The sequence below is a fragment of the Falsiroseomonas bella genome, assembly GCF_003173615.1.
Classification (GTDB): Bacteria; Pseudomonadota; Alphaproteobacteria; order Acetobacterales; family Acetobacteraceae; genus Falsiroseomonas; species Falsiroseomonas bella.
This window is the reverse complement of sequence record NZ_QGNA01000001.1, coordinates 36741-55411: the sequence shown is the minus strand read 5'-3', so window position 1 is coordinate 55411 and position 18671 is coordinate 36741. Positions and strand designations below refer to the sequence as shown.

General features: G+C 72.3%; 28 protein-coding genes and 1 tRNA gene. 14 read left to right on the top strand and 15 right to left on the bottom strand.

Annotation, left to right across the window (positions count from 1 at the left end):
• Positions 1–49 precede the first annotated feature (49 nt).
• The gene (locus tag DFH01_RS00330) at positions 50–1156 is read left to right on the top strand and encodes an anhydro-N-acetylmuramic acid kinase (RefSeq protein WP_109869850.1); all 1107 of its coding nucleotides are present in this window, start codon (positions 50–52) and stop codon (positions 1154–1156) included.
• 11 nt (positions 1157–1167) lie between these two features.
• Positions 1168–1914 carry a hypothetical protein gene (locus DFH01_RS00325; protein ID WP_109868424.1) on the top strand — a complete coding sequence of 249 codons (747 nt, stop codon included), beginning with the start codon at positions 1168–1170 and terminating at the stop codon, positions 1912–1914.
• 116 nt (positions 1915–2030) lie between these two features.
• Here DFH01_RS00325 and DFH01_RS00320 read toward each other — a convergent pair whose 3' ends face one another.
• A complete protein-coding gene (locus DFH01_RS00320) occupies positions 2031–2699 on the bottom strand; it encodes an alpha/beta hydrolase (protein ID WP_109868423.1) in 669 nt (222 codons plus the stop codon).
• 442 nt (positions 2700–3141) lie between these two features.
• On the opposite strand from DFH01_RS00320, the gene DFH01_RS00315 reads away from it, so the two are divergent.
• The 12 genes from DFH01_RS00315 to DFH01_RS00260 all read left to right on the top strand — a co-directional run bounded on the left by DFH01_RS00315 (position 3142) and on the right by DFH01_RS00260 (position 10923).
• Positions 3142–3633 carry an Rrf2 family transcriptional regulator gene (locus tag DFH01_RS00315; RefSeq protein WP_109868422.1) on the top strand — a complete coding sequence of 164 codons (492 nt, stop codon included), beginning with the start codon at positions 3142–3144 and terminating at the stop codon, positions 3631–3633.
• A gap of 18 nt (positions 3634–3651) precedes the next feature.
• Complete coding sequence (locus tag DFH01_RS00310; protein ID WP_109868421.1) at positions 3652–4746, top strand: cysteine desulfurase family protein; 1095 nt, start codon at positions 3652–3654, stop codon at positions 4744–4746.
• Positions 4747–4795: 49 nt separating this feature from the next.
• Positions 4796–5041 carry a type II toxin-antitoxin system CcdA family antitoxin gene (locus tag DFH01_RS27995; RefSeq protein ID WP_158287550.1) on the top strand — a complete coding sequence of 82 codons (246 nt, stop codon included), beginning with the start codon at positions 4796–4798 and terminating at the stop codon, positions 5039–5041.
• Between the two features lie 9 nt (positions 5042–5050).
• On the top strand, positions 5051–5383 hold the full coding sequence (locus tag DFH01_RS00300) for a CcdB family protein (protein WP_109868419.1): 333 nt from the start codon (positions 5051–5053) through the stop codon (positions 5381–5383).
• Positions 5384–5424: 41 nt separating this feature from the next.
• Positions 5425–6636 carry a cysteine desulfurase family protein gene (locus DFH01_RS00295; protein WP_109868418.1) on the top strand — a complete coding sequence of 404 codons (1212 nt, stop codon included), beginning with the start codon at positions 5425–5427 and terminating at the stop codon, positions 6634–6636.
• Positions 6637–6644: 8 nt separating this feature from the next.
• Positions 6645–6974 (top strand): ferredoxin family 2Fe-2S iron-sulfur cluster binding protein, encoded by a 330-nt coding sequence (locus DFH01_RS00290; protein ID WP_109868417.1) that lies wholly within the window; start codon positions 6645–6647, stop codon positions 6972–6974.
• An 87-nt stretch (positions 6975–7061) separates the two neighbouring features.
• Positions 7062–7748, top strand: a complete 687-nt coding sequence (locus tag DFH01_RS00285) for a TenA family protein (RefSeq protein WP_109868416.1) — start codon at positions 7062–7064, stop codon at positions 7746–7748.
• Positions 7745–8809, top strand: a complete 1065-nt coding sequence (gene mnmA, locus DFH01_RS00280) for a tRNA 2-thiouridine(34) synthase MnmA (RefSeq protein ID WP_109868415.1) — start codon at positions 7745–7747, stop codon at positions 8807–8809. The genes DFH01_RS00285 and mnmA overlap by 4 nt, the downstream gene beginning before the upstream one ends.
• Before the next feature lie 75 nt (positions 8810–8884).
• Positions 8885–8961, top strand: a tRNA-Met gene (locus tag DFH01_RS00275).
• Between the two features lie 426 nt (positions 8962–9387).
• Positions 9388–9708 carry a hypothetical protein gene (locus DFH01_RS00270; RefSeq protein WP_158287549.1) on the top strand — a complete coding sequence of 107 codons (321 nt, stop codon included), beginning with the start codon at positions 9388–9390 and terminating at the stop codon, positions 9706–9708.
• A gap of 75 nt (positions 9709–9783) precedes the next feature.
• Positions 9784–10128, top strand: coding sequence for a hypothetical protein (locus DFH01_RS27730; RefSeq protein ID WP_158287548.1), 345 nt, complete (start codon positions 9784–9786; stop codon positions 10126–10128).
• A 51-nt stretch (positions 10129–10179) separates the two neighbouring features.
• Complete coding sequence (locus DFH01_RS00260; RefSeq protein WP_158287547.1) at positions 10180–10923, top strand: hypothetical protein; 744 nt, start codon at positions 10180–10182, stop codon at positions 10921–10923.
• A 20-nt stretch (positions 10924–10943) separates the two neighbouring features.
• Here the strand turns inward: DFH01_RS00260 and DFH01_RS00255 are convergent, their stop codons facing one another.
• The 14 genes from DFH01_RS00255 to DFH01_RS00200 form a co-directional block, all read right to left on the bottom strand.
• Positions 10944–11177 (bottom strand): hypothetical protein, encoded by a 234-nt coding sequence (locus DFH01_RS00255; RefSeq protein WP_109868411.1) that lies wholly within the window; start codon positions 11175–11177, stop codon positions 10944–10946.
• Complete coding sequence (locus DFH01_RS00250; RefSeq protein ID WP_109868410.1) at positions 11174–11497, bottom strand: hypothetical protein; 324 nt, start codon at positions 11495–11497, stop codon at positions 11174–11176. Before DFH01_RS00250 ends, DFH01_RS00255 begins: the two co-directional genes overlap by 4 nt.
• Positions 11494–12021, bottom strand: coding sequence for a hypothetical protein (locus DFH01_RS00245; RefSeq protein WP_109868409.1), 528 nt, complete (start codon positions 12019–12021; stop codon positions 11494–11496). The genes DFH01_RS00250 and DFH01_RS00245 overlap by 4 nt, the downstream gene beginning before the upstream one ends.
• Positions 12014–12415: a hypothetical protein gene (locus tag DFH01_RS00240; RefSeq protein ID WP_109868408.1), complete on the bottom strand. Its 402-nt coding sequence runs from the start codon at positions 12413–12415 to the stop codon at positions 12014–12016. Before DFH01_RS00240 ends, DFH01_RS00245 begins: the two co-directional genes overlap by 8 nt.
• A gap of 10 nt (positions 12416–12425) precedes the next feature.
• Positions 12426–12764: a hypothetical protein gene (locus DFH01_RS00235; RefSeq protein WP_109868407.1), complete on the bottom strand. Its 339-nt coding sequence runs from the start codon at positions 12762–12764 to the stop codon at positions 12426–12428.
• On the bottom strand, positions 12761–13663 hold the full coding sequence (locus DFH01_RS00230) for a hypothetical protein (RefSeq protein WP_109868406.1): 903 nt from the start codon (positions 13661–13663) through the stop codon (positions 12761–12763). Before DFH01_RS00230 ends, DFH01_RS00235 begins: the two co-directional genes overlap by 4 nt.
• On the bottom strand, positions 13660–14373 hold the full coding sequence (locus DFH01_RS00225; RefSeq protein WP_146216956.1) for a hypothetical protein: 714 nt from the start codon (positions 14371–14373) through the stop codon (positions 13660–13662). The genes DFH01_RS00230 and DFH01_RS00225 overlap by 4 nt, the downstream gene beginning before the upstream one ends.
• Positions 14370–15413, bottom strand: a complete 1044-nt coding sequence (locus tag DFH01_RS00220) for an AAA family ATPase (protein ID WP_109868404.1) — start codon at positions 15411–15413, stop codon at positions 14370–14372. Before DFH01_RS00220 ends, DFH01_RS00225 begins: the two co-directional genes overlap by 4 nt.
• The gene (locus tag DFH01_RS27990; protein ID WP_158287546.1) at positions 15410–16378 is read right to left on the bottom strand and encodes a DUF7146 domain-containing protein; all 969 of its coding nucleotides are present in this window, start codon (positions 16376–16378) and stop codon (positions 15410–15412) included. Before DFH01_RS27990 ends, DFH01_RS00220 begins: the two co-directional genes overlap by 4 nt.
• Positions 16375–16878 (bottom strand): hypothetical protein, encoded by a 504-nt coding sequence (locus tag DFH01_RS27985; protein WP_158287545.1) that lies wholly within the window; start codon positions 16876–16878, stop codon positions 16375–16377. Before DFH01_RS27985 ends, DFH01_RS27990 begins: the two co-directional genes overlap by 4 nt.
• Positions 16875–17108 carry a hypothetical protein gene (locus DFH01_RS27980; RefSeq protein ID WP_158287544.1) on the bottom strand — a complete coding sequence of 78 codons (234 nt, stop codon included), beginning with the start codon at positions 17106–17108 and terminating at the stop codon, positions 16875–16877. The genes DFH01_RS27985 and DFH01_RS27980 overlap by 4 nt, the downstream gene beginning before the upstream one ends.
• Positions 17108–17542, bottom strand: a complete 435-nt coding sequence (locus tag DFH01_RS00210) for a hypothetical protein (RefSeq protein ID WP_233255901.1) — start codon at positions 17540–17542, stop codon at positions 17108–17110. Before DFH01_RS00210 ends, DFH01_RS27980 begins: the two co-directional genes overlap by 1 nt.
• A 1-nt stretch (position 17543) precedes the next feature.
• Positions 17544–17825: a hypothetical protein gene (locus tag DFH01_RS00205; RefSeq protein ID WP_146216955.1), complete on the bottom strand. Its 282-nt coding sequence runs from the start codon at positions 17823–17825 to the stop codon at positions 17544–17546.
• Positions 17826–17955: 130 nt separating this feature from the next.
• Positions 17956–18609, bottom strand: a complete 654-nt coding sequence (locus DFH01_RS00200) for a hypothetical protein (protein ID WP_146216954.1) — start codon at positions 18607–18609, stop codon at positions 17956–17958.
• Positions 18610–18671 lie beyond the last annotated feature (62 nt).

Genomic DNA, 18671 nt, shown 5'->3' with positions numbered 1-18671 from the left:
GGTGCGGTGCTTTGCGAAGGCCGGGGGTGGTAGCACACTGGCGGAAATGCTGAGAACCATCGGTCTGATGAGCGGCACCTCGCTGGACGGGGTGGACGCGGCGTGGGTGGAGACGGATGGCGAGGCGATCGCGCGCTTCGGCCCGACCCTGACCCTGCCCTACGACCCCGCACTGCGGCGCGACCTGCGCCGCCTGCTGGACCTGGCGCAGGAGCAGGGGGCGGACCTGCCGCCGGACGATCCGCTGCTGGCCGATTGCGTGGCGCGGCTGACGGCGCGGCATGTGGAGGCGGTGAAGGCGATCGGCTGGCAGGCCGACCTCATCGGCTTCCACGGCCAGACCATCCTGCACCGTCCCCGCAGGCCCGGATCGAACCACAGGCCCTTCACCTGCCAGGTGGGCGACGCGGCGCGCCTGGCGCGGGAGACGGGGCTTTCCGTCGCGCACGACTTCCGCTCGGCCGATGTCGCGGCCGGCGGGCAGGGGGCGCCGCTGGTGCCGATCGTCCATGCCGTGATGGCGCGCGACCTGCCGAAGCCGCTGGCGGTGCTCAACCTCGGCGGCGTCGGCAACGTCACCTGGATCGGCGCCGATGGGGAGCTGATCGCCTTCGACACCGGCCCCGCCAACGGCCCGCTGGACGACTGGGCGCGCCGCGCCACCGGCGAGCCCTATGACCGGGACGGCCGGCTGGCGCTGGCCGGGCAGCCGGACGGGGGCGTGCTGGCGCGGCTGATCGGCCATCCCTACCTGGCGGCGCCGCCGCCGAAATCGCTCGACCGCCTGGACTTCGACCGCGCCCTGAAGGAGGCTGGCGCGGCCGCGCTCTCGCCCTGGGACGGCGCGGCGACGCTGGTGGCCTTCTGCGCCGTCTGCGTCGCCGCCGCCTCGCGGCACTTCCCGGCGCCGCCCGTGCAGTGGCTGGTCGCCGGCGGCGGGCGGCGCAATCCGGCGGTGATGCGCGCGCTGGCCGCGGCGCTGACCGAGCCCGTGCGGCCCGTCGAGGTCGCGGGCTGGAACGGCGACGCGCTGGAGGCGCAGGCCTTCGGCGTGCTGGCCGCCCGCGTCTGGCGCGGCCTGCCGCTGACCTTCCCCGGCACCACCGGCGCGCCGGAGCCGCTGCGCGGCGGCCGCATCACCGGGCCGCTGCTGTAGAGGAGATGGCGATGGGCGCCGCCTTCGTGCTGCTGATCTGCGCGCTGCTGGCGGTCGCCGGCATGCTCCTGCTCTCGGCTGTCGTCCCGGAGGCCGGCTTCTCCGCCGCCTTCCGCAACGGCGTGGCCGCCACGGACCCGGTGCGCACCTGGGCCGAGCTCGCCTACTTCATCACCGGCGCCGCGCTGTCCGCGATCGCCCTGCTGGCCCTGATCTTCGCGAAGCGCCAGGCGGAGCATTCCCGCGAGCAGGCCGGCCATGCCGCGCGGCAGACCGCGATCTCGGCCCGCGCCACGGAGAACGCCGCGAAGGCGGAGCAGGCCCAGGCCTACATGCAGTTCTTCACCTCCGAGCGGCCCAGCATCATCACGGCGGTGAAGCTTGCGCAGACGCTGGAGCGCTCCTGGCGCGCCCTGCCGGACGCCCAGCGCGCCGGCACGACGCTGGGCCAGTTCATCCACCAGCGCATGCTGCAATGGGAGAGTTCTGCCGATGCCCCCGATCGGGAGCTCTACAACGAGGTGATCGACGCGCTGATCACCCTCGAAAACCTCGCGCTGCTGGTGCGGCGCGGCTACCTCTCGATGGACGACGTCTACTACTTCCTGGAGGGCCCGCTGGATCGCCTCTCGGACGTGCTGCTGCACCATGTGCAGGCCCGGCGTGCACGCTCACCGGACGGGCGGGAATGCGAGCACGCCGACTGGCTGCTGACGAGGATCCTGACGCACGTGCCGCACGCCCCGCTGCTCAGCTAGCGGGGCGCGCGGGCGCGGTTCAGCGCGGGTCGGTCGGGTCGCCCGGCCGCCGCGGCATGTCGATCGGCTTCGGCCAGTAGGCGTTGCCGTGCATGTTCAATCCGCCGCCAGCATGTTCAATCCGCCGCCAGCGAGATGCGCTTGCGGTTCAGCGTCACGTTGATGTGGTCCTCCGCCGCATCCGCCACCTGGTCCGCCTGGGGCGGGGTGAAGATGTGGCCGGCGGCGGGCATCACCCGGTAGTCGATGCTGATGCCCTTCTGGGTGTTCAGCTTCTCCACCAGCTTCCGCACGCTGCTCTCCGGCACCAGCTCGTCATCGGCGCCGTGCAGCATCAGGCCGTTGCAGGGGCAGGGGGCGAGGAAGCCGAAATCGTAGTGGCTGGCCGGCGGGCTGATGGAGATGAAGCCCGACATCTCCGGCCGCCGCATCAGCAGCTGCATGCCCACATAGGAGCCGAAGGAATAGCCCGCGACCCAGAGGGAGGAGGCGTTGGGGTTCACCGCCTGCAAAAAGTCGAGCGCCGCCGCGGCGTCCGAGATCTCGCCGATGCCGCCGTCGTAGCGGCCCTGGCTGCGACCGACGCCGCGGAAGTTGAAGCGCAGCGTCGAAAAGCCCATCGCCTGGAAGCGCTGATACAGCGCGTGGACGATGCGGTTGTTCATGGTGCCGCCATGCAGGGGGTGCGGATGCAGCACCAGGGCGACCGGGGCGTTGGCCTGCTTCGCGTGGTGGTAGCGGCCTTCGAGCCGACCATCGGGGCCGGCGAACATCACTTCGGGCATCGCGCGTCAGGTCCAGTCTCGGTTGCGGTCACGGCGCGGGGCACGCGCCGGGCCAATTGGGGAACCACAGGGGCCGCCGCCGCGGCGCATCCGGCGCGGAAGGACCGTGCCACGCTCCACCATCGGCCATCCCCACTCTGCCCCGATCCCGCGCAATTGTTGACGCGTGGGGTCGGAAACAATAGCTTCGCGGCGCTGACACGCTTTCGCGCTCATCAGGCTCCGATCTTGGCTCTGGTGGGAGCGAGGTGGCCCGCGCCCGAACGTTCCCGGGGCGGGCTCCCGAGCCCCAGGGTGCAAGCAATATAGTGAGTCGAACGCGGGTTTCATATCGGATTCACGGCATGGTGCCCATGTTCCTTGCTCTGGGCCGGCGAGACGTCGTCCATATTACCGACACAATCCTTGCCGGATCGTGTCCGTACCCCCAGGAATCGCGTCCATGAGGCTGTCCACCCGCGGCCGCTATGCCGTCATGGCCATGGTCGAGCTCGCCGCCCGCCAGCACGGGCCGGCGCGGCCGGGGGCTGGCGTCGCGGGCAGCGGGCAGGTGAGCCTGGCCGAGATCGCCCAGGCCCAGCACCTCTCCCTCGCCTATCTCGAACAACTCTTCGGGCCCCTGCGCCGCGCCGGGCTCGTCGCCTCCGCCCGCGGACCGGGGGGCGGCTACCGCCTGGCGCGCCCCGCGGCCGAGATCTCCATCTCCGCGATCGTGAATGCGGTGGACGAGCCGATCCAGGCGACGCGCTGCGAGGAAGGCGGGCCGGGCTGCCTGGCCGGTCAGCGCTGCCTCACCCATGACCTGTGGGCGGAGCTCGGCGAGCAGATCCGCATGTTCCTGGAAGGTGTGAGCCTCGCCGACGTGATCCGCGCGGAGGTCTGCGGCCGCGCCGCACCGCCGCGCCCGGCCGGGGAGGATGCCCGCCCGGCCTGAGCCGCGCGGGCCAGGATCATGCAGCCCGAGCTCTACCTGGACGCCAATGCGACCGAGCCGCTGCGGCCGGAGGCGCGGGCGGCCGTGCTGGCGGCGCTGGACATGCCAGGCAACCCGTCCTCGGTGCATGCCGCGGGCCGGGCGGCGCGGCGAGTGCTGGAGGGGACGCGCGAGCGGATCGCCGCAACCTTCGGCGGCAGCCCGGCCGACCTGGTCCTGACCGCGGGCGGGACGGAGGCGAATGCGCTGGCCGTGCGGGGCCTCGCCGCCGGCCGGCGGGTGCTGGTCGGGGCCACGGAGCACCCGGCCGTGCTGGCCGCCGCGCCGGGCGCCGAGGTTCTGCCCGTGCATTCCGACGGCACGCTCGACCTTGGCGCGCTGGAGCGGGCGCTGGCGGGGCCGCCGGCGCTGGTCTGCCTGATGGCGGCCAACAACGAGACCGGCGTGCTGCACCCGCTGGCCGAGGCCGCCGCGCTCTGCCGCAAGGCCGGGGCGCTGCTGCATGTGGATGCGGTGCAGGCGGCCGGTCGGGTGCCGGTGGCGTCGGACCAGGCGGATTCGCTGGCGCTGTCGGGCCACAAGCTGGGCGGGCCGAAGGGGGCGGGGGCTCTGCTGCTCCGCCCCGGCCTGTCCCTCTCCCCCCTGGTCACGGGCGGCGGCCAGGAACGCGGCCGGCGCGGCGGCACGGAGCCGCTGCCCGCCATCGCCGGCATGGCCGCCGCGGCCGAGGCTGCCCGGCCCGAGGCGGCGGCCCGTCTCGCGGCGCTGCGCGATGCCATCGAGGCCGCCTGCGCGGCGCAGGGCGCGATCGTGGCCGGCGCCGGCGCGCCGCGGCTGCCGAACACCACAAGCCTGGTGCTGCCCGGCGTGCCGGCCGAGACGCAGGTGATCGCGCTGGACCTGGCGGGGGTGCGCGTCTCGGCCGGGGCGGCCTGTTCCTCGGGCAAGGTCGGGCGCAGCCATGTGCTGGCCGCGATGGGCCTCGGCGAGGATGCGGCCTGCGCCATCCGCGTCTCGCTGCCCTGGAACGCGCCGGAGGATGCGGCGGACCGCTTCGTGGCGGCCTGGTCCGCCATGCGCGAGCGGCTGGCGCGGCGCCCGGCGCTTGCGTGAGGCGGGGCCGCGGCCCAGCTTATGCGCATGGCTGCGCAGGGAGGCTCCCATGGGCCATGAGGGCAAGGCGAAGCGCCAGGCGGTGAACCTCTCGCTGCCGGCGGATCTCGTCCAGCGCGCCCGCGCCTGTACCGGCAACCTCAGCGGGACGGTTGAGGAACTGCTGTCCGGCTTCGTGGCGCGGGAAGAGGCGCGGCGGCGGGACGAGGATGAGCGGCTCGCGCGCACCCTGGATGCGTTGAACGCCATGACGCGCGAGCACGGCACCTTCGGCGACGATCTGTCGCGCCTGTAGCGCGCGCCCGTGGCGCAGTTCGACATCCATCGGAACCCGAGCCCCCGCAGCGGCCGCTCGCGACCCTATCTGCTCGTCATCCAGTCCGACCGCTTCGCCGCCCTTGAGACGCGGCTGGTCGCTGCGCTCGCCCTCCGCTCGGCCCTGCCGCGCGGCAGGCTGGAACTGGACTGGCTGACGCCGGGCTTCGCGGTCGAGGGCCAGGACGTGTTCCTGAACCCGTTCGAGATCACCGACATTGCCGCGGACCGCCTCGGCCCCGCCATTGCCTCCCTCGCCGGCGACGAAGAGGCCAGGCGGCGGGTGCAGCGTGCGCTGGACGAGGTGCTGAGCCACTTCTGACGCACTTCACCCGGCCGCCCGCCCGCGCCACATAGGCCCCGATGAGCCGGCCCAACCGCCCGATCTACCTCGACAACCATGCGACCACGCCGGTGGACCCGCGCGTGCTGGCCGCCATGCGCCCCTGGTGGGAGCAGAATTTTGCGAACCCCGGCTCGGTCGAGCACGCAATGGGCCGCGCGGCGGAGGCCGCGGTGGAGGAAGCACGCGGCCATGTCGCGGCGCTGGTCGGGGCCGAGCCGTCGGAAATCCTGTTCACCTCAGGCGCCACGGAATCCAACAACCTGGCCATCAAGGGCGCGGCGCGCTTCGCGAAGGCGCAGGGCACGGAGCGGCTGCGTGTCGTCACCCTCGCCACCGAGCACAAATGCGTCCTCGAAAGCGTGCGCGACCTTGGCGCCGAGGGCTTTGCGCCCGTGATCCTGCCGGTCCGCCCCGACGGCCTACTCGACCTCCACCGGCTTGAGGAAACGCTTGCCGAGGCGCCGACGCTGCTCGTCTCCGTCATGGCGGTGAACAACGAGATCGGCGTGATCCAGGACCTCGCCGCGATCGGCGCCATCGCCAAGCGGCATGGCGCTCTGTTCCACACGGACGCGGCGCAGGGCTGCGGCCGCATCCCGCTCGACGTGGGCGCGATCCGTGCGGACCTGCTCTCCATCTCCGGCCACAAGCTCTACGGGCCGAAGGGGATCGGCGCCCTCTACGTCCGCCGTCGTCCGCGGGTGCGGCTCGCGCCACTCTTCTCCGGCGGCGGGCAGGAGCGGGGCCTGCGCTCCGGCACGCTGCCGGCGCCGCTGATCGTCGGCCTCGGCGAGGCCTGCCGGATCGCCGCGCAGGAGATGGCGCTGGATACCGGCCGCATGGCCGCGCAGCGCGACCGGTTCCTGGCGGCGATCCAGGCCGAGGTGCCCGGGATCGTCGTGAATGCCGACCGCGAGCGGCGCGTGGCCGGCAACCTCTCCCTCGCCTTCCCCGGCGGCGTCACCGCGCAGCAGATCATGGAGGCGGCGCCCGAGATCTGCGTCTCCACCGGCTCCGCCTGTTCCTCGGCGGAGGTCGAGCCCTCCCATGTGCTGCAGGCGCTCGGCCTTCCGGAGGCGCAGGCGCGCGCCACCTTGCGGATCGGGATCGGCCGCTTTACCTCCCCCGCCGAGGTGGACCTGGCCGCCGCGGCGCTCGGCGCCGCCTGGCGCCGGGCCGTTGCGTCATTGGACAGCGTCCTGGCCGGGTCGGCGGGCGCGGCGGAGTAGGGCTGGCAATGCCGAAGATGACTTTCGTCGAGCGCGACGGGACGCGCAAGGAAGTGGACGCGCCGCTCGGCCTCTCCGTGCTGGAGATCGCGCACAAGCACGGCGTGGACATCGAGGGTGCCTGCGAGGGCAGCCTCGCCTGCTCCACCTGCCATGTGGTGGTGGACGGCGCCTGGTTCGGCAAGCTGAGCAAGCCGACGGAAGACGAGGAGGACATGCTCGACCTCGCCTTCGACCTGCAGGAGACCAGCCGTCTCGGCTGCCAGATCATCATGACCGAGGCGCTGGACGGGCTGGTGGTGAAGCTCCCCGCCGGCACCCGCAACGCCCTGGGGTGACCCACTCCCTCCCCCGCTTGCGGGGGCTTCGACGCCACGGGCGTCGGAGGCCGCAGGCTGGTCGGGGTGGGGGCCGCACGACCTGACATGAACGACACCACCCCTTACGGCTCCGCCACCGGCCTCTATCGCCGCCTGAAGCAGGCCAACGCGGCCGACTGGCGGGCCTACACCTGGCATCCCTTCGTGCAGGGCCTCGCCGACGGCTCGCTGCCGCTGCCCGCCTTCAAGCGCTACCTGGTGCAGGACTACCTGTTCCTCGTCCAGTTCGTGCGCGCCTTCGCGCTCGCCGCCTACAAGGCCGAAAGCCTCGCCGCCTTCCGCGAGAAGGCCGGCGCCATCCAGGCGCTGCTGCACGAGATGACGCTGCATGTCGGCTACTGCGCCGAGTGGGGCATCGCGGAGGACGCGATCCTGGCCGAGCCGGAAGCCGCCGAAACCGTCGCCTACACCCGCTGGGTGCTGGACCGCGGCATCGCCGGCGACATCTTGGACCTGGAAGTCGCGCTCGCGCCCTGCACGGCGGGCTATGGCGAGATCGCACTCGCCATCGAGGCGAGCCCGACGCGGCGGCACGAGGGCAATCCCTACGAATCCTGGATCGCGATGTATGCCGGCGACGAGTACCAGGCGCTGGCGCGTGGCGCCGCCGCGCGGCTCGACACGCTGGGCGAGAGCCATGGCGGCGCGGCGCGCTTCGCCGCGCTCAGCGCCGACTTCGCGAAGGCCGCGCGGCTGGAGGCCGATTTCTGGCAGATGGGCCTCCGCGGATGAGGGTCCTGGTTGCCATGTCGGGCGGCGTGGACTCCTCCGTCGTCGCCGGCCTGCTGAAGGAAGCGGGCCACGAGGTGGTCGGCGCCACGCTGCAGCTCTACGACCACGGCGCCGCGGTGCAGAAGAAGGGCGCCTGCTGCGCCGGGCAGGACATCCACGATGCCCGCAGCGTCGCCGATGCGCTCGACATCCCGCACTACGTGCTGGACCGGGAGGCGCGCTTCCGAGCCGCGGTCATCGAGGACTTCGCCGACAGCTACGCCCGCGGCGAGACGCCGATCCCCTGCATCCGCTGCAACCAGACGGTGAAGTTCCGCGACCTTGTGGAGCTTGCCCGCGACCTCGGCTGCGAGGCGCTAGCCACCGGCCACTACGCCCGGCGCGTGGAGGGCGCGAACGGCCCGGAGCTCCACCGCGCCGCCGATCCCGCGCGCGACCAGTCCTATTTCCTCGCGCTCACCACCCGCGAGCAGCTCGACTTTGCGCGCTTCCCGCTCGGCGACATGCCGGACAAGGCGGCGGTGCGCGCCGTGGCGGATCGTCTCGGCCTGAAGGTGGCGCAGAAGCCGGACAGCCAGGACATCTGCTTCGTCCCCTCCGGCCACTACGCCGAGACGGTGGCGAAGCTGCGCCCGGAGACGGCGGAGCCCGGCGAGATCGTGGACGAGGCCGGCCGCGTGCTCGGCACCCATCGCGGCATCGGCCGCTACACGGTGGGGCAGGGCCGCGGCATCGGAATCGGCGGCGGCGAGCGGCTCTACGTCTCCGCCGTGGACGCGACGCGCCGGCGCATCGTGGTCGCCCCCCGCGAATCCCTGCCGAAGCAGGAGGTGACGGCGGTCGAGGTGAACTGGCTGATCCCGCCCCCCGCCGCGCCGATCGCCGCCCAGGTGAAGCTCCGCGGCCGCGAAGCGCCGCGCGCCGCCACGGTGGCCTGGGACGCCGAGGAAGGCGTGATGCGCGTGCGGCTCGCCGAGCCGAATGTCGCGGCACCCGGCCAGGCCTGCGTGGTCTATGACGGCGACCGCGTGCTGGCCGGCGGCTTCCTGCGCGCGGCGTGAAGGCGGCCGGCGCGGTTGACAATGCGGGGTGCCGGGCGCTAGGCGACGGCTCCCCCGCGCGGGGTTCGCCCTTGGGGCGGCGTAGCTCAGCTGGTTAGAGCACGGCACTCATAATGCCGGGGTCAGCGGTTCAAGTCCGCTCGCCGCTACCATCGAAAAACTCAGGCATATCAAGGCGTTAAGCGAGGTCGTCCCGCGCGGGTTAGTGCGGTGTCGATTTCGGCTGACCGGACATTGACCGGACGGACGGCCTGACCGGACGCGCGCGGGCGCCTGACCGGACAGCGCATCGCGCGCCGCGTCTCGCCCCGGCCGCCGGCGCGCTGCCCGCGACCCCTCCCCGGGGGCCTCGAGCGCGATGCGGGAGCGGAGGGGCAGGGGTTGAAAAATGGCGCCGCAGCGTGTCGCGCCTCTCCCGCGCACGATTTGCTCTCTCTGACCGGCTGCCCTCCTGCGCGCGGAATGAATTGTCGCGCAGTTGGCATTGGCTCCCTGTAGTCTGGGGCAGCCCTGGGGCTGGAGCGTGGCGACGGATGGCGGATAGGCGGTTGGCTGAGGCGGCTCTTCTGGTTCAGGCGATGGCTGATGATGACGCGTCGAATGAGGTGCGGCTGGATGCCTCCCGACGGTTCATCGCCCTCTTGGAGGAAGTCGCGTCTGATGCCTCAGCCGCCCCGGCTGACCGGGATCTTGCGCGGACGCTTCTAGATCGGGAGCGGGCTGACGCGCGGATGGACATTCCGTTTGCCCTCGCCGATCTGGCGGACATCGCCCGCAACGGGGAAGATGCCACGCTTCGGCAGAGGGCGCGCGAGGCTCTGCAGGCGTTCAGCAAGCAGCTTGCGGGCGCCGGGGCTGACGTGAGCCGCTGGCCGGTGGTGCCGGAGACGAAGCAGTAGCGAGGGGCGGCCATAGGGCGCGCATAGCAGGGGAGCAGCATGACTGATCGCACACCTCCGGTGATCCCTGAGGCTTTGCTGGCGCTGCTGAGGCAGCCGTGGCGGGTCGAGGGAGGCTTCCAGGCGTGGTCTGTCGCATGGGATCGGGATGACGGTCGGCGCCGGGCCGATCCGAGCGGCTACGTGCTGCGCAAGGGGAGCGACGAGCCGAACCCGATCACGCATGCCGAGGCAGACGCGCTGCTGAAGGCTGGCGTTCTGCCAGGCCTCGCGAAGCCGCGGGAGAATGGCGGGCTCTGGCTGAATGAGCATGCGGCGCATGCGCTGAGCGACTTCGGATCAGACGTCTATGCGGCCTGGGAGAAGCTCAGGGGGCGCCTCGCGGCTGCGGCTGCCGCGGATGGCCGCGGGAGCGACTGACCGCCCGCGCCTCCCTCATCGGCGGCCGCAGGCGTGACACTTTGGCTCGAGATGCATTGGCAGGAAGGGGCTTCGAGAAGCGGTGGTGAAGTGCGGGGGCTGATCTCTTTCGTTGCGCAGCATGCGCTGGCTTTCATCTGGAATGCTGCCGCGCTCGTCTTTCTCGGGACCGCGTGGCACGAGCTCGCCATTCGTGACAATTCGCGCACTGAGAATTCCGTGCTCCTGCTCGGCGCTGGCGCGTTGTGCGGGCTCATCGGCAATGCCGACCGCTTCGAGGTTCTGAAGGTTTTCGGGCTAGAAGCGAGGATGCGGCGCGCGGTTGTCGAAGCTGAGGACGTTCTGCAGCGCCTTCGAGCCTTCGCGGCTGATCTCGGCGCTGTCGTCATTCACCACAACGCGGGCCTGAGCCGGTGGGCAGACCCGGGCATCTTTCAGCGCCAAGACGCACAGAAGAGGGAAGTCCTCCGTTCGCTGGAAAAGCTCGGCGTCTCTCCTGAGCAGCTGCGGGAGGCGCGGGCTGCGGACAAGGTGTATGTGCTGCAAGATTACACATCCGGCGTGATGAGCCTCATTCGGAAGCATTACCCAGGCTCAGCGGAGCGCCGCGCCGAGGTCGAAACGGAGGCAAGGTCGGCAGGGCGGCCAATTACTGCCGGCGATCTGCGCAAGCTCGCGGTATCCCTTGGGCCAGTGCCCCCCGATGTGGCCGAATTGCTCGCGGACATCGAGCACTACGAGGCGCACGGCGAGCATCGGCGCCCCGAGGTGTGGGCGCAGCGCCGAAACTGGTGACGGTGAACCCCTGCGCTCACCTACGGCGAAGCTCCCTGTTTCCGGGCCAAGCAGGGCGCGTCCGTTTCGCCCTGCACTTCGAGGCCGAGCGCCTCGATCAGACCGCGCGAGGTTTCGCCCGCGGCGTAGAGGCGGAGGGCTCGCTCCTGCCAGGTCTGACAGTCGGCGACGATGGCAGCCCGTCGCGCATGGAACGCAGCGCGCCATTCCGCCATGCCGTCGCGGTCGAGGCCGGGCGGCGGATCGACACTCACGCGGCGGTGCCACCCACCACCAGCCAGGGCGCAGCGCCGCGGGCGAGGGCGCGGCGGATCGGGCGCTGAGCGTGGTGTTCCTCGGCCAGCGCGCGCCAGGCGTGTTGCCGGAGGTCGGCGTCCGCGGTCGGGTCGGCCACCGTCTCGGCGAGGTCGGCGGCGGCATCCGCGATCCAGGGAAGCCGCGCCGTCTCCATCGCGCCGAGCATCGCTTGCGCAATCGCCCTGTCGCGGTCGCACGTCTCGCGATCATCCAGCGCCGCATGGATCAGCCGCACGGCTTGCCAGAGGGGCGGGCGGGCGCTGTGCTCGTCCTTCATGGCGTGCCCCTCGGCGCCGGCTGCTGCGCGCCGGAGAGGAAGCCGCGCGCCGCTCCCAGGGCGTCGGCGCCGGAGCGGAACGCCTGCCCATACGCGGCAAGGGCCTGCCCCTGCGCGCCTGCCATCGCCGCTTCGCCGCTGAGGTAAGCCCGGCTCGCCGCAAGCCCCAGGCTGCGCCGCTCACGGCCGGCGTTGATGGCGATGGTATCGAGGTCGCGGGCAAGCTCGGCTTCGCTGGCGCTGCGCAGGACGCTCGCGCCCATGCTGTCGCTCGCCAGCCCGCGGGCGCCCCTATAGGCCTCCTGCGCCCCGAGGGTGCGCCTGAGCGCCACCATCCGGTTTCCCGCCTCCTGCGCTGCGGCATCGGCCACCTGCTGCCGCTGCTCGCCATAGAGCATCGCCTGCTGCTCGGCCTGCTGCCGCTGGAGCCGCCCGGCCGCCTGCGCCTGCTGCGCTCCCGCGACCGCCGTGACCGTGCTGGCAGCCGACGCGGCGAGAGCGGCGATCGCGGCGAACTCACCCATCGGCGGCAATCCCGAGCGCCGCGCGCGCCTTCTCGATCCGGCCATTGAGGGCGGCCAGCGTCGCCTCTGCATCCCGGATGCGCGCCTCGGCGGCCTCGGCCTCCGCCACCTTCGGCGCGGCATCCTTCACGCGCTGCTCGGCGGCGTTGAGGGCGTCGGCGGCCTTCCGCGTCTGCCCGCGCAGGCTCGCCAGGTCGGCGCGCGCCGTTTCGATCTCCCCCGCCACCTGCGCCGCCTCGCTGCGGAGCGCTGCGAGATGCTCGGCCGCCTCGCTCTGCTGCTGCGCCAGCGCGGCGCAGGTATCGAGGAACTCGCCGAGGCGGTGGAAGGCGACGAACTGCGCCTGGACTTGCCGCGCGATTTCGAGGGCGCTGGCGAGGGCGGGTGCATCCATGTCGGTTCTCCTATTCGGCTCGGCCGGTGTGTGAGGTGGGAAGGTCGCCGGGGTGCAGCGCGCGCCATCCGGCATCCACTTGCTGCACGAAGGCGGGATCGCGCCTGTCCGGTCGCGCGTAGCGGGGATCGCGCTGCATGGCCCGGAGGCCCGCTTCCGTGACGCCAGGCGGGGCGGCGGGCTCAGGCTGCGGCGAGGCCGGCGTCGAGTAGTACTTCTGGAACAGCGCCGATACCTCGGCCTGTAAGCCAGCGTCCTGCCAGTAGCGCGGGTGCTTCATCAGGTCCGCGATGCGGTCGCCGTCGCGCTCGGCCTGCGTCTGCGGCGCCGGCCAGGTCTTTCCGCTCATCGGTGCAGCCCGCCGACTGCGAACCGGCGGAGGGCCTCGCGCTCGCCGGCGCCGATCGAAGCCGCGAAGGCCGCGACAGCCTCGCGCCAGGCCTCGCCCTGCGCAGCCATCACCCGGTCATCCCGCACGCCGCCTGGGCGGAAGGCGGGATCGTCCAGAAGCTCGGCCTCGCGCTGCGCCATCCGGTCGCGCCAGGGGATCAGCGCCGGATCGGTCGGCGGCGCGCGCTCCGGGATCGGCGCGAAGACGAAGCCGAGCCGCAGCGGCGCGCGCTCCGGCGTTTCCTCCGTCACCGTGAAGAAGCGCCCTTCGCCATCCGGCCAGCCGGCGAGGTGCCACGCGATGGCGCCCGCAACCTCCTGCCGCGTCGCCTCCGCAGCGCCGGCGCCGGCGACGAAGGCGGCCACCTCATGCGCAATCGCATCGGGCGTCACAACGTCTGTCCCGTGATGCTCCCGCCAGATCGTGGCGAGGTGTTCGACGGCCGCGCGGGGGGCGGAGGTGACGAACTCGGCGACGTTCCGCGGGCGCCACTTCGGCGGCGGCGGCGGGGCCTGCCGCTCGGCCTCGCGCTCGGCCCGGCGGAACCTCTCGGCGGCGCGGTTGCCGTCGCCGGGCGCGAAGTCGTCCGCGGGCCGCAGCCGGCTCCAGAACCGGGTCGGGACCGAACTGCGCGCCGGCCAGGCGAGCCCGGCCGCGGTCAGGGTGGCGAAGCCATCGTAGAGGCTGCCGCCCGTCGCGCGCGCCGCCTCCTGCGCGGTCCCCAGGTAGGCAGCGAACGGCGCCCACCTCGGCTCCACGCCATCGGCGACAAGCTCGGCGTGCAGCGCGTCATGCTCGCGCCGCCAGTCACGCGCGGTCGAGGCTTGCGGCCGGCGCGCGGCGGAGGTGGTGGTCATGTCCGATCGTCTCCTTCGTGCTTCGCGAATGCCGGCGCATCGCCGGCGGGATCGTGTTCGATCGCCGGCGGGTGCTCGGGCTTCTGCCAAGGCGTCGAGAGCATGGCCTGCAGCTCGCCAGGCAGGACCACCGCGATGCTGATTTCCCCTGGTCCGCCGATATTCGGCTGCTCGCCGAACTCGTCTCGGCTGACAGGCATCTTCTCGAGCAGCGCGAAGGATGCGCGCCAGTCGCGCTTGCCGGCATCGCGGATGTTGTCCACCAGGCCGGATGCAAACTCCGCCTGCGCCTGCTCCACCATCGCCGCGAGCTGCTCATCCTGCTCGAGCCACCGCCGCACGCTTAGCGGCGCCATGCCAAGGCGCTTCGCCGCGAGCGTCACCGTCGCGCCACATGCCAGCATGTCCAGGAGGCGCTGAGCGTTGGTCATTGACCGCTTCGAGCCGCCACCGCCGTTGACCATGCGGTGGTCCGTGCCCGTCGCCGGCTGCGAGAGCCGGCGCGCCGTGTCGGTCAGCGCGAGGGCGTCGGCGTCGGGCGTGCGCTCCCATCCCTCCTTGCGAACACGCTTGCGCACGGCCTCGCGGCTGATCTTGTGGCGGCGCCCGATCGCAGTCAGCGAAAGGCCGCACTCGTATTCGCGGCGTGCAGTCTCCCAATCCACATCCGGCCGCCAGCACACGCCTACCACCTGCCCAACCTCCTTCATCCGATGCGAGCCGCGTAGCGGTTGCCGCTGCGGACAATCCGCTGATCTCGAACCATGCGGTTCAAGGTGCGGCGCGCGGTGTCCGCCTTCAGCTCGGCGAGCTCGGCAATCTCGCCCGCCGTGAGCGGCTCGGAGGCCTCGGCGACGATCCGGGATAGTTTCTGCCGCGTCTCTCCCTCGAGCACCGAAGCCGCATCGCCGAGGCAGCGCCAGATGCCATTCTCGAGGCGGATCGCGAGCTTGCTTTCGCGGATGTCGCGGCCGGTCACGTGCAGCACCGCGTCTTCAGATCCGCGCGCGCGCTCCATTGCCAAAATCGTGTCAGCCGCGCCGGTGATGCCTGCGCTGCCGGTCACGGCCTCCACGAAGTCTCCGCCGGCTGCGCCCTTCCGGTAATGCGTGATCGCGAGCACCGCGAGCTTGCTTGCCGTGGCGAAGGCGTGAAGCTGCCCGTGCAGCGCGTAGTCCGCATCATATGCGTTGACGTTGCGCGAGCTCGGCGGCTTCAGCTTCGCGAAGGTGTCCACGATCACCAGCCGGGCACTCGGCGTGCGGCTGGCCCATGCCTGCATCTGCTCAAGCCCGCCGTCGCCGATGCGCGGCCAGGCTGTCGCGATCGAGAGCCCGGCCGGCGCGGCGCGGTTGTCGAGCACCTTCAGGAGCCGATCTTGAACGCGACGCTCCCCGTCTTCGAGAGCCAGAAGCAGAACCTCGCCCCTATCCGTCGCCTGCGCGAAGAGGTCGCGTCCCTCCGCCACTGCGGCCGCGATCTGATAGGCGAGCCAGGACTTCCCGAGCTTCGGCGCGCCGGCGAGGATCGCATATCCCTGCGGAAGCAACTCCCGCACGACATAGCGGATGGCCGGGAAGCTCTGCGCCAAGAGGTCGCCCGCGGTCCAGATGCGCGGCGCAGCCCCGGCAGGAGGCGGCGTCGGTTTCGGCGCGGCAGCCGCGCGGGTCGGCGGATGCGCGCCGTTCACGCGGGCGACCGGAGGCAGCGCCACAGCGCCCCGCGCGGCAAGCAGCGCCTCCGGGCTCACGCTGCATGCTCCGCGGCGAGGTCGGCGAAGTCACCGGCCGGAGCGGCGTAGATGTGCACCTCTCGGCCCGCCTCTGCCCACCTCGAGGCGCAGGCCTGCGCAGCTTCCGAGCCAGCCTCGTCCATGTCGCTGAAGACCGTCAGGGCGAGGCCCGGCAGCACCGGGAAGCGGGCGATCGCGCCGGCGGAGGTCGCGGCCCATACCGGCCGCCATTGGAAATGCTGCATCACGGCAAGCGCCGTCTCGATGCCTTCGGCGAGGCCGAGGCCCATCGTCACATCCGCGTCCGGCACGAGCCGGATGCAGCCGGTGTCGCCGAGCATGATCTTCGCCCGCTTGCCCTCGGCCTTCCCGCTGCCGTCCGGCTGCAGGTAGGTGACATGCGTTCCGCAGGGCGCGTTGGTCGCGGGGTCGGTCATCAGCGCGACCATCGCGGGACCATCCGGGCCGTACTGTCGATTGCGCCAGGCGCGCGGATGGAAGCGGATCGGCGCGTCGTGCTCGATCTCCAGGCCGCGCGCTGCGAGGTATGTCTCCACCAGCGTCCCGGCCGGCGCCACGGCTTCGCGCCAGATGCGGGCAGCCAGGTCGCGGCTCCATGCCTTCGCATCGCCACCACCCCCGCGCGGCGGCTCCGGTGGCGCTACAGCGGCGCGGCGCTCCGGCGGGTGCATCGTGCTGTCGCCCAGGCCGAGCCAGCCCAGCGCCCAGCGGAACGCGCCCGACATGGTGGTCCCGTGCGCGTGCGCGACCAGCGCCAGCGCATCGCCACCCTCGCCGGCTTCGTGGTCGTACCAGCTTCCGCGCTTCGGCCCCGCGATCTCGACGGACAGAGAGCCCCGGGCACGGAAGCGCCACGTCTCCCGGCCGCGGTGCGTCGGCTCGCCATGAAGCTCGCGCGCCAGCTCGGGCATGCGCTCGGCCAGCATGTCGGCGATCGCCGCGGCGGTCGGGAGCGTCCTCATTGCAGCACCACCTCGGCCGGCCGCGTCTCGCACGGGTGCTGACCGCCGCCGGGCACCGCCACGGCCAGCGTCGGCGTCCGCGCCGCATGGCGCTTGCAGAAGGCCACCCACTCCGGCAGCAGCGCGGAACTCGTCTCGATGATCAGCAGCCGCCGAGCCGACATCGCGGCATGTGCCGCAAGCGCGTAGTGCTCTGGCGCGCCGGCTGCGCCGTGCACCATGATCCGCGCTGCCCACTGCACCAGGCGCTTCGCCTGCGGGAACTCGGCCGCCTGCGCAGCCTCCACATCGTCGCCGGAGAGGATCAGCACCAAGGGCTTCGGGTGCTTCACCGGATCGAGCACCCAGAGCGGCACGCGACCGCCCGGCATGACGAAGCACACGGCCAGCGCGTCCGCCATCGCCGCGCGCAGCAGGGGCGCATGCCATCCGGCGCCAGCCTGTTCCAGCTTCGCGGCGAGCTCGGCGATGTGTGCCGAAGCGGAGGCGGGCGCGCTCATCGTGGCGCCACCGCAAGGCGAGCCGGGAACGATCGCCCGCCGGCGAACCGCTGCAGGACAGCCCGGAGCATGGCCGGGCGGAGGCGCCGCCAGATGTCGAGGCGCGCCGCGATGTCGTCGCCGATGCCATGCGCCGCGCCGATTTCGGCGAGGAACTCCGCAATGGCGCGCGGCCCGAGCTCGGCGAGGTGTTCGGCGCCGCGCTGCAGGCGGAGGGAGGCATCGGGCATCACGGCCCGGCCTCCGTCGCGTTCACGGCCAGGCCGGCGAGCTTCGCCAGCTCGAGGGCGGTAGCTGCAATCTCCGCCGTGATCGCTGGCGGCGGCGGCTGCCGCTGCGCGACCCAATCGGCCCACCGCGCCCTGAATGTCTGCGAGGCCTCCCGCAGCTCGCGAAGGGCAGGATCGGCCGCGGGCGGGGCCTCGGCCAGCCGCCGATGCGCCGCGCAGTAGGGGCTGGCGTCGTCCGTCACGGCGCCGCACACCAGCCGGCGATGGTCGCCGGATGCAGTCGGCCACATCGGCCACTGGCAACGGTCGTGGCGCACCCTGCCGACATCGGCGAGCCGCTGAGGCATCGCGCCATGCGCGCGGCGCTCCGCACCACTCCGGCCGGCATTGGTGAGCGCAGCAGACAGGCGGCGGCGGAACTCGGCGGGCTCCATGTCACGCCGCCACCTGCGAAGGGTCGAGGCGCCGCCCCCCGCGGATCGCTGGCGCGGCGTTGAAGCGCGCTTCGGCAACGGTCAGGAGCTCGCGCGTCTCGCACACGGCGCGGCCGCCGAAGTGGCGCCATGCCAGCGGCCACCGCTCGAGGGTCCGGGCGGAAACCTTGCCGTAGTAGCGTTCGAGGATGGCAGCGGCGGCCTTCCGGTCCACTCGGCGCGGCAGAAGCGCCGGGTCGGGCTCACCCGCCGGCCAGATCGCGGCCGGATCGGCGACGATCACCGGCGCGGGCTTCGTCGTCGTCGTCGCGCGCTTTCGCGGCATGCTGCGGCCCCGTCTCCATACACGCCCTTCGGCGTGTTGGGCGGGACCCTAAAGACCGGAGCGAAAGGCTTGGCGGGGCTGGAATGCGCTATTTGTGCCGGCGCCGTTCAAGGCGGGTGATCGCGAAGGGTGCTTGCGACAGTGCCGCGATCTCGTCCCGCCAGTGCCGCATTGCACGGTCGGGGTTCATGGACTGGCCGCGCACCGCGATCTCACCCTCAACGGCCATAGTTGCGAGGATGCGGGTGAAGCGCTCCGCAGGCGGCTCGTCCTCGCCTGCGTCGCGGCGCGCGCGCGGTGCCCGCCCAGTGAGCAGGGTCCAGGCTGAGCGGGCTCCTTCCTCGAAGGTAATGGCAGCGAGCTTCGGCGGCCGGCCGGGCTTCGGATGCTGCTCCCGCGAGAACTCGGCACGCACTGCCCGCCAGACGCGGGCGTTGGGCAGCCTGCTGAGCTGGGCCGCGCGGTGCTCCCGGTGAGCAGCTGCAATCTCTGCAGCAATCGGCAGCTCGCCTGCGTTCCGCGCCCCGTCGCGCGCGTTCTTCACCTCATCCGCCTGCGCTGCTCTCGCGGTGCTGCGCTCGGCGGCGTGTAGCGATGCCCGAAACGCACGGTTCATTGCATCGCATGCTTCGCTGGCTGCCGCAGGATGCAGCCGCTGCCGGCGCGCAGCGCCCTGCAGCACCAGCGTGGCAGCAAGCACCAGAAGCGGGCCGGAGAACGGTCCAGTTTCGCCTTCGTCCATACCTCGCGCCTCCGCGCGCTCCGCGGGCAGGGTCGGCGGGGCAGCCCGGCGCGGAGGGTCCG

Coding starts and splice junctions, on each gene's coding strand:
- DFH01_RS00325 (WP_109868424.1), top strand. CDS start 1,168: ATGGGCGCCGCCTTCGTGCTGCTGATCTGCGCGCTGCTGGCGGTCGCC.
- DFH01_RS00320 (WP_109868423.1), bottom strand. CDS start 2,699: ATGCCCGAAGTGATGTTCGCCGGCCCCGATGGTCGGCTCGAAGGCCGC.
- DFH01_RS00315 (WP_109868422.1), top strand. CDS start 3,142: ATGAGGCTGTCCACCCGCGGCCGCTATGCCGTCATGGCCATGGTCGAG.
- DFH01_RS00310 (WP_109868421.1), top strand. CDS start 3,652: ATGCAGCCCGAGCTCTACCTGGACGCCAATGCGACCGAGCCGCTGCGG.
- DFH01_RS27995 (WP_158287550.1), top strand. CDS start 4,796: ATGGGCCATGAGGGCAAGGCGAAGCGCCAGGCGGTGAACCTCTCGCTG.
- DFH01_RS00295 (WP_109868418.1), top strand. CDS start 5,425: ATGAGCCGGCCCAACCGCCCGATCTACCTCGACAACCATGCGACCACG.
- DFH01_RS00290 (WP_109868417.1), top strand. CDS start 6,645: ATGCCGAAGATGACTTTCGTCGAGCGCGACGGGACGCGCAAGGAAGTG.
- DFH01_RS00285 (WP_109868416.1), top strand. CDS start 7,062: ATGAACGACACCACCCCTTACGGCTCCGCCACCGGCCTCTATCGCCGC.
- mnmA (WP_109868415.1), top strand. CDS start 7,745: ATGAGGGTCCTGGTTGCCATGTCGGGCGGCGTGGACTCCTCCGTCGTC.
- DFH01_RS00270 (WP_158287549.1), top strand. CDS start 9,388: ATGGCTGATGATGACGCGTCGAATGAGGTGCGGCTGGATGCCTCCCGA.
- DFH01_RS00260 (WP_158287547.1), top strand. CDS start 10,180: ATGCATTGGCAGGAAGGGGCTTCGAGAAGCGGTGGTGAAGTGCGGGGG.
- DFH01_RS00250 (WP_109868410.1), bottom strand. CDS start 11,497: ATGAAGGACGAGCACAGCGCCCGCCCGCCCCTCTGGCAAGCCGTGCGG.
- DFH01_RS00245 (WP_109868409.1), bottom strand. CDS start 12,021: ATGGGTGAGTTCGCCGCGATCGCCGCTCTCGCCGCGTCGGCTGCCAGC.
- DFH01_RS00240 (WP_109868408.1), bottom strand. CDS start 12,415: ATGGATGCACCCGCCCTCGCCAGCGCCCTCGAAATCGCGCGGCAAGTC.
- DFH01_RS00235 (WP_109868407.1), bottom strand. CDS start 12,764: ATGAGCGGAAAGACCTGGCCGGCGCCGCAGACGCAGGCCGAGCGCGAC.
- DFH01_RS00230 (WP_109868406.1), bottom strand. CDS start 13,663: ATGACCACCACCTCCGCCGCGCGCCGGCCGCAAGCCTCGACCGCGCGT.
- DFH01_RS00225 (WP_146216956.1), bottom strand. CDS start 14,373: ATGAAGGAGGTTGGGCAGGTGGTAGGCGTGTGCTGGCGGCCGGATGTG.
- DFH01_RS27990 (WP_158287546.1), bottom strand. CDS start 16,378: ATGAGGACGCTCCCGACCGCCGCGGCGATCGCCGACATGCTGGCCGAG.
- DFH01_RS27985 (WP_158287545.1), bottom strand. CDS start 16,878: ATGAGCGCGCCCGCCTCCGCTTCGGCACACATCGCCGAGCTCGCCGCG.
- DFH01_RS27980 (WP_158287544.1), bottom strand. CDS start 17,108: ATGCCCGATGCCTCCCTCCGCCTGCAGCGCGGCGCCGAACACCTCGCC.
- DFH01_RS00210 (WP_233255901.1), bottom strand. CDS start 17,542: ATGGAGCCCGCCGAGTTCCGCCGCCGCCTGTCTGCTGCGCTCACCAAT.
- DFH01_RS00200 (WP_146216954.1), bottom strand. CDS start 18,609: ATGGACGAAGGCGAAACTGGACCGTTCTCCGGCCCGCTTCTGGTGCTT.